Source organism: Acinetobacter sp. GWC1_38_13, assembly GCF_001767535.1.
Taxonomy (GTDB): Bacteria; Pseudomonadota; Gammaproteobacteria; order Pseudomonadales; family Moraxellaceae; genus Acinetobacter; species Acinetobacter junii.
Map to the genome: position 1 here is coordinate 20,972 of NZ_MELG01000012.1, position 7,030 is coordinate 28,001.

The 7,030-nt window shown below is 37.4% G+C and carries 8 protein-coding genes; all 8 read right to left on the reverse strand.

The features are described 5' to 3' along the window. Positions 1-16: 16 nt before the first annotated feature. Positions 17-361, reverse strand: coding sequence for a PilZ domain-containing protein (locus A2003_RS01265; protein ID WP_005402539.1), 345 nt, complete (start codon positions 359-361; stop codon positions 17-19). 226 nt (positions 362-587) lie between these two features. After that, positions 588-1,574: a DNA polymerase III delta subunit-related protein gene (locus tag A2003_RS01270; protein WP_005402538.1), complete on the reverse strand. Its 987-nt coding sequence runs from the start codon at positions 1,572-1,574 to the stop codon at positions 588-590. 1 nt (position 1,575) lies between these two features. Beyond that, entirely contained in the window at positions 1,576-2,337 is a 762-nt protein-coding gene (gene kdsB, locus A2003_RS01275) for a 3-deoxy-manno-octulosonate cytidylyltransferase (protein WP_004962209.1), read from the reverse strand. A 9-nt stretch (positions 2,338-2,346) separates the two neighbouring features. Beyond that, entirely contained in the window at positions 2,347-3,354 is a 1,008-nt protein-coding gene (gene lpxK / locus A2003_RS01280) for a tetraacyldisaccharide 4'-kinase (protein ID WP_004962211.1), read from the reverse strand. A gap of 2 nt (positions 3,355-3,356) precedes the next feature. Then, complete coding sequence (gene msbA / locus A2003_RS01285) at positions 3,357-5,084, reverse strand: lipid A export permease/ATP-binding protein MsbA (protein WP_042891017.1); 1,728 nt, start codon at positions 5,082-5,084, stop codon at positions 3,357-3,359. After that, positions 5,081-5,509: an ExbD/TolR family protein gene (locus A2003_RS01290; protein ID WP_279684478.1), complete on the reverse strand. Its 429-nt coding sequence runs from the start codon at positions 5,507-5,509 to the stop codon at positions 5,081-5,083. The genes msbA and A2003_RS01290 overlap by 4 nt, the downstream gene beginning before the upstream one ends. Before the next feature lie 14 nt (positions 5,510-5,523). Further along, positions 5,524-6,153 carry a MotA/TolQ/ExbB proton channel family protein gene (locus A2003_RS01295; protein ID WP_279684480.1) on the reverse strand — a complete coding sequence of 210 codons (630 nt, stop codon included), beginning with the start codon at positions 6,151-6,153 and terminating at the stop codon, positions 5,524-5,526. A 46-nt stretch (positions 6,154-6,199) separates the two neighbouring features. Continuing rightward, the coding region (locus A2003_RS01300) for a ParB/RepB/Spo0J family partition protein (RefSeq protein ID WP_286686718.1) at positions 6,200-7,030 on the reverse strand (831 nt) is incomplete at its 5' end.

Below are 7,030 nucleotides of genomic sequence, written 5' to 3' on the forward strand. Positions count from 1 at the left end.
TTCCTAAAAAATTTAATTACATAGTATAACTTGGACGATCAAGGCTTTTAGCACCCGCTAAAATTCTTTCTGCCTCTGTTCGGTAATAAACACCTTTATCACCTGCAAGCTGAATTGCAAAACCTTGTGGTTTAAAATGGGTTTGCTTATGCGAAATCCAAATCACCTTACCAGTTAAAGGAATTTTCTGTGATTGATCAGGCAAAGTGGCAAGGATAAAAACTTCTTGTCCCATTTTTACCGCTTGCTTAGTCGGAACAAATAGGCCACCACCTTGTACAAAAGGCATATAACTCGCTTGTAAGGTAGCCTTGTCAGGAATATTGACTTGTATAATCCCACCCATCATTTGTGGTTGCATTACATTCCCCTGTTATTAATTTACTTAAAGTTTCTTATATGATGCTGATTAACCGTAATAAAGCATGAACGCTCATGGTTTCAAATACAAGTGCGATAAACACCGTCAATCTACTTAGCTGAACCCAATCAACTTTCATTTTTTGAATTATAAGAAACATTAATAGAAACAACAAATAATGTTTCAAATAACTTATCTATTTATAAGCATTTAAAAAATATCGTCACTAATTAACATTCATTAGCTGAATAAATAGCTCATCCATAACTAATTGCGACTGAACATTTTGCTCCAACATTAGTTTTTTCTGCTGGAAATCCGAATAAATTGAGAACAGAGTTTCTAAGTTATATATTTGAGCCAAATCATCAAAAACTAAATCTTGATTTTTTAATTGCTGATTTAGCTTTAGACGAATAACATCCGCAAACAAGTATTCAAACATAACCATAAAATCTGCAAAACTTAGCTCTTTCGACCATTTATTAGCATAATGCAAAGGCATACTCTTTTCAGAACAAAGCTTAGACCAATCTTTTAAAAATGATGCTCGTTTATCTAACCACTCACTGTTTTGTATTTCGATTGCAGTTAATGGCATTCCATTAGCAAGATTGAGTAGCAAAGACAGTTGTAGTGGTTTCAGGTCAGAAATTCTTTCTTTCAAAAAATTCTGAGCATCCTCATCTTTTAAGCGATCTAATGCAAAGTGTTGCAATCGACTCCGAATAGTTGCAGGTAATTTCAAATAATGATCTGCAACCAAGATCAAAACAACTTTCTCACCAGGTTCTTCTAAAGTTTTTAATAAAGCATTTGATGAAGCTATATTTAAAGCTTCAGCAGGTTCAATGACTACAACACGCCAGCCTTCACCAGTTTGCTGAACAAAAGGTAAAAGATCTCGAATTTTTTCAATCTTAATTTTTGCATTTTGCTTTTTATTATCTTCATCTGTTGTGATGTGAACATAGTTAGGATGTGTATCCGACTTTAACCATTGACAGCTACTACATTCGCCACAGGCATTTTCAGATTGTTTATTTAAACATAACACCCATGCTACAAATCTATCGGTAAACTCTTGTTTAGCACATCCTTTCTTTCCATAAAACAATAAACCATGCCCAACATCAGGAAAATGCGAGGTTAAAAGATCCCAAGTTTGCTGATGCCAAGGATAATGTTCATAGATTTGAACTTCTTTTGTCATATTATTCAAAGAAACTGATAGACATTGAGTTTAATCGATCTAAATCTTCCTGAGTATCAACTCCGGGCGGAAGGTTTGCTTCAGCAATAGCTATGGCAATGCGATGACCGTTTTCAAGCACCCTGAGTTGCTCAAGACTTTCTAATTTTTCAAGCACACCTTGATCCCAAGTTACATATTCTTGTAATAGTTTAACTCGATAGGCATACAAACCTAGATGGCGGTAAGCACTGCTATGCATTGATTGCTGTTTTTGTTTCGCCCCATCACGATCATAAGGGATAGTTGCGCGGCTAAAATACAATGCTTCATTATGTTTTGACATGACAACTTTGACGATACTATCTCGCTGAAATTCATCCAAAACGCTGATTGGCTCGCACAACGTAGACATTGAGCAATTTGGATTATCAACGAGAAGCTGTGAAACCTGTTTAACTAATTTTGCAGGTAATAAAGGTTCATCACCCTGAACATTCACAATAATGTCATCTTCCGCCCATCCTTTTAAACGAGCTACTTCACTTAAACGATCCGTACCAGATAGATGATCAGGGCTTGTCAATACCACATCAACGCCTTCTGCACGGCAGATCTCGGCAATTCGCTCATCATCTGTCGCAACACATAAATCATCAAAGCCCTCAACTTTTTTTGCCTGATCAACCACTCGTAAAATCATTGGACGACCATGTATCAGCAATAATGGTTTAGCTGGTAATCTCGAACTTGCAAAACGTGCAGGAATGACAATGTGTTTCATGGTATATCTCTAAGACAAATGAATACCAACTTGTTGTAATTGTTGCTCCAACAAGTCATAACAATCGGATGATAAAACGGCTTCTACGGGTACAACCCAAATAGGGATATTGAATTCTGGATGTTGAATTAAAATTTCTTTTAATTTAACAGCATCTTTTTCTGTTGTGATAATCGCATTCTGATTCTGAAAACTTAGATCACTCAGTTTATATTCATGATGATCCGGAAACTCATGAGCTTGAAATTGCTCAATTCCTAAATTTTGCAAAGTCTGATAAAAACGCTGTGGAAAACCGATACCAACCACAGCATGATAGCTTTGCTTTGAATCGAATTGATTAGATAAATTATCAGATCTGAGCAAATAAGGCTTACCCACTTGCAAATGCATATTGAGCAATGATTGAGGCTGTTTGCTATGTACAATCACACTACTATTTTGTAGACGTGATTTTGGCTCTCGCAAATACCCTTCAGGCAACAGCTTTTCATTCCCTAAACCACGATTTTGATCTAAAACAATCCATTCAATTTGACGATCTAAAGCCCAGTGCTGAAGACCATCATCACTAATAATCAAATCCAATGAATAGTTCTGCAATAATAACTCTATAGAAGATTGTCTATTTGGACCAACTGCCATTGCAACACCAGTCGATTGAACAATTAAAGCGGGTTCATCACCAATAATCTCAGGCGATGACTCTTTATGTACCAGCGCTGGAAATGGACCAACCCCTCCATAACCACGACTAATTACACCTACCGACAACCCTTTGCTTTGCAAATATTTTACTAGTTGAATTAGCAAAGGAGTTTTTCCACTTCCGCCAACTGTAATATTTCCAATCACCATAACTGGGATTGGTGCCGTATAGATTTTCTTCAGCTTGTGTGTGTACATCGCTTTATTCATCAAAAATGCAAAGCGATAAAGCCATGACAATGGTCTTAAAACGATCAGCCATTTCTTTTGGTTATTCCAAGCAGTCTGAATCGTCTGTGCCAGTGACATGATTAATTTTCCTCAAAATTGCGCTGATGTAACTGATAATACATTCCTTGTTTAGCGATCAATTCTAAGTGAGTTCCTTGCTCGATAATTTGTCCTTTATCCATCACAACAATCAAATCGGCATTTTCAACTGTAGATAATCGATGAGCAATTACAATCGTGGTACGACCTTGCATCGCTTCATCAAAGGCTTGTTGGATAAAGTATTCTGATTCGTTATCAAGCGCGCTTGTTGCCTCATCTAAAATTAGAATTGGCGAATCTTTCAGAATTGCTCTCGCAATCGCAATACGTTGACGTTGTCCACCAGATAAATTCAGACCTTGGGCACCAAGTATAGTGTCATAACCTTGAGGCAAACTCATGATGAAATCATGTGCATAGGCAGCTTTAGCAGCAGCAATCACTTGCTCATCACTAGCATTTTGTAATTGTCCGTAGGCGATATTGTCACGCACTGAACGATTAAACAGAACGACTTGTTGGTTCACCATTGCAATTTGCGATCTTAAACACAGCAACTCGATTTCTTGAACAGGAATATCATCAAAATATATACCGCCACTACTTAACTCTTGGAAACGCGGCAACATGTTTACCAATGAGGTTTTACCAGCCCCTGACCTCCCAACGAGTGCAATAGTTTGACCAGCTTGAATATTTAAAGAGAAATCTTTAATGGCTTTGGTACCATCAGAATATTCCAAGCAAGCTTGATCAAATCGAATATTACCTTTCAATTGAGGCTTCAATTGCCCTTTATTTTCTTCTTCAGGTAAATCCAATAATTCAAAAACCGAATGTGCTGCAGCTAAACCGCGCTGAAGTTTTTCATTGATATCAGTTAAGTTTTTTACAGGCTTAGAGATCAGTCCAGCAGCAGTGATATAAGAGACGAATTCGCCAGCAGATGTGTCACCAAAAACCTGCGGGCGCAAAGCTAACCATAAAATGATTGCCATTGCACAAGACAAAATCAGTTGCACCACTGGACTATTGATATTCTGAACAACCACCATCTTCAAACCACGACGAAGGTTTTCTTCAGATGACTTATAGAAGCGTTGTTGCTCAAAAGCTTCACCAGTGAAACTTTTAACTACAGAGTTACCATTGATAGTTTCCTGAACCACATGATTGACATCACCCATGGTATTTTGTACTTGTATCGAAAGCTTTCTCATGCGCTTTGCTGCTACACGAACTAAAATACCAATCACTGGCATAAATACGATAATACACATCGTTAAGCGCCAGTTGGTATAAAACAAATAACTTAATAAACCTATGACAATCAGGCCATCTTTAACTAATGTCTGTAAAGAATCAGAGGATGCAGCTGTTAATTGCTGCACGTTATACATTAATTTTGCACTAATATGACCAGAGGTATTATCTAAATAATATTGTGCAGGCAATCTAAGCAGCTTCGCATAAACCTCTTGGCGAATACTAAAAACCAAACGTCTTGAGATTACAGCGGTAAAATATCCACCTAAGAATAATCCAACACCTCTAAAGAACATTAACAACACGATCAATGCAGGAAACAGATTTAGGTTTTCTCTGCTTCCATTTTGAATTGCATCAATAATAAATTTCAGCAATTTGGCTACCGAGACTTCGGTAGCCGCATTGATACCAAAACCAAGTAATACAAATAAGGCAATACCCCAATAAGATTTTAGATAAGCTAAAAGGCGTAAATAAACCTTAAAATCTTGATTCACTCGGTGAAACCTCTAGTTGGAACTTTAGTGCTAATGTTAACGTTAACAAATCCAAGCTGACCTGCAACATCCATCACACGTATTACATCCTGATGGGCGGCTTTAGAATCAGCAGCGATAATAAACATAAAGTCGCGACGTTCTTGTGCAACTTGCTTAATGGCTGTACTGAGATCAGCTGTATCTTTTGTCGATAATGCTTGACCATTCACGGAATAATGGCCTGTGGAGTCTACCATGATTTCAATTTTTTGATCGAATTGTTTAGGCGGTACACCTTGAGCATCGGGCAAAGTTAGATTTATACGACTTTGCTGACTAAATGTCGTCGAAAGTAATAAAAACACCAAAATAAATAACATACAGTCAATCATTGGTGTCAAATTGATATGAATATCTTCAACTTGAGAGCGTTTAAATTTCATTTGATCACCTATGCTTAGCTTGCAAGGCGATGTTCTTGTACATGTGGTACTTTTTTGTAGAAAAGTGCAGCATGGAACAAAGTAGATTGTTGTTCTAACTCAGCGGTATATTCGTGTACAACACGTTGAAAGTATCGATAAGCAATCATCGCTGGAATAGCAATTAACATACCAACAGCCGTTGTGATCAAGGCTTTAGAAATACCAGGCATCATCATACTTGCATTTCCTGCTGATCCCACATTAATCACCAAGAAAGATTCAATAATACCTAAAACCGTACCAAGCAAACCCAATAAAGGGGCTATTGCGCTTAATGTGCCCAAGAAATTGATGTTCTTCTCTAAGAAGGAAATTTCTTGTGAAGCTGCCGCCTCCATTTGCGCACGCGCAAATTGTTCACCCTGTTCTTTGTGTTCGTACCCAGCAAGTAGAATACGTCCTAAAGGTGATTTCTTTGCTTGCTCTTGCTGTAAATTTGAAATTACAGTCTCAGCATTAGAACCATTTACAAATAAATCCCCAGGTAATACTTGAGAACGTTTCAAACGAATGTAGCGTTCAATTGTGATTGCAACCGTAAAAATTGATGAGAGAATAAGCGGCAGCATTAACCAACCGCCCGCTTTTACCAGTTCCCACATATTATTCCCCAATAATATTTAAAATAATTAGGACGAATCCTAAATATTAGTTAGGCAAACAAATATTTAGAATCCCATCCAACTCATCCAATGAGTGATAGTGAATGACCATTTTCCCTTTTCCTTGTTGGTTATGGTCAATTTTGACATTCGCACCAAAGCGTTCAGATAGCTTTTGAGTTAAATGTTCAATATCTGGAGAAATTTTTACTTTCTCCTTTTCTGGTTTTGGTTCACTCCACTCACGAACCAATTGTTCAGTTTGACGCACTGACAAACCTTTTTCAATCACGATTTTTGCAACTTCAATTTGTTCTTTAGTCTTTAAAGTCAAAATTGCGCGGGCATGTCCCATATCAATCTGACCTTGTTGCATATAATCTTTAATTGGGTCTGCTAAACTTAATAAGCGCAACAAATTACTAACTGTAGTACGTGCTTTACCAACAGTATCTGCAATTTCTTGGTGACTTAAACCAAATTCATCATGAAAACGTTGCAATGCAAGTGCTTGATCAATAGGATTTAAATCCTGGCGTTGAATATTTTCAATTAAGGCTAATGCTATCGCGACCTGATCATTCAACTCTCTTACAATTGCAGGAATTTCAGTTAATCCCGCCATAATTGCAGCACGCCAACGTCGCTCACCTGCAATAATTTCATATGAATGTTGTTCATCATCCACAGGACGAATCACGATAGGCTGCATTACACCATGTTTTTCAATCGATGATGCAAGCTCCTGTAAATCCTGTTCTTGAATAAAACGACGTGGTTGATATTCTCCACGCTTTAACGAGTTAACATCAATTTGCTTGAGTTGACCATGATCCAAGGCTTGTGCTTCTAGTTGCAGTTTTTCTTTTTGAATCGA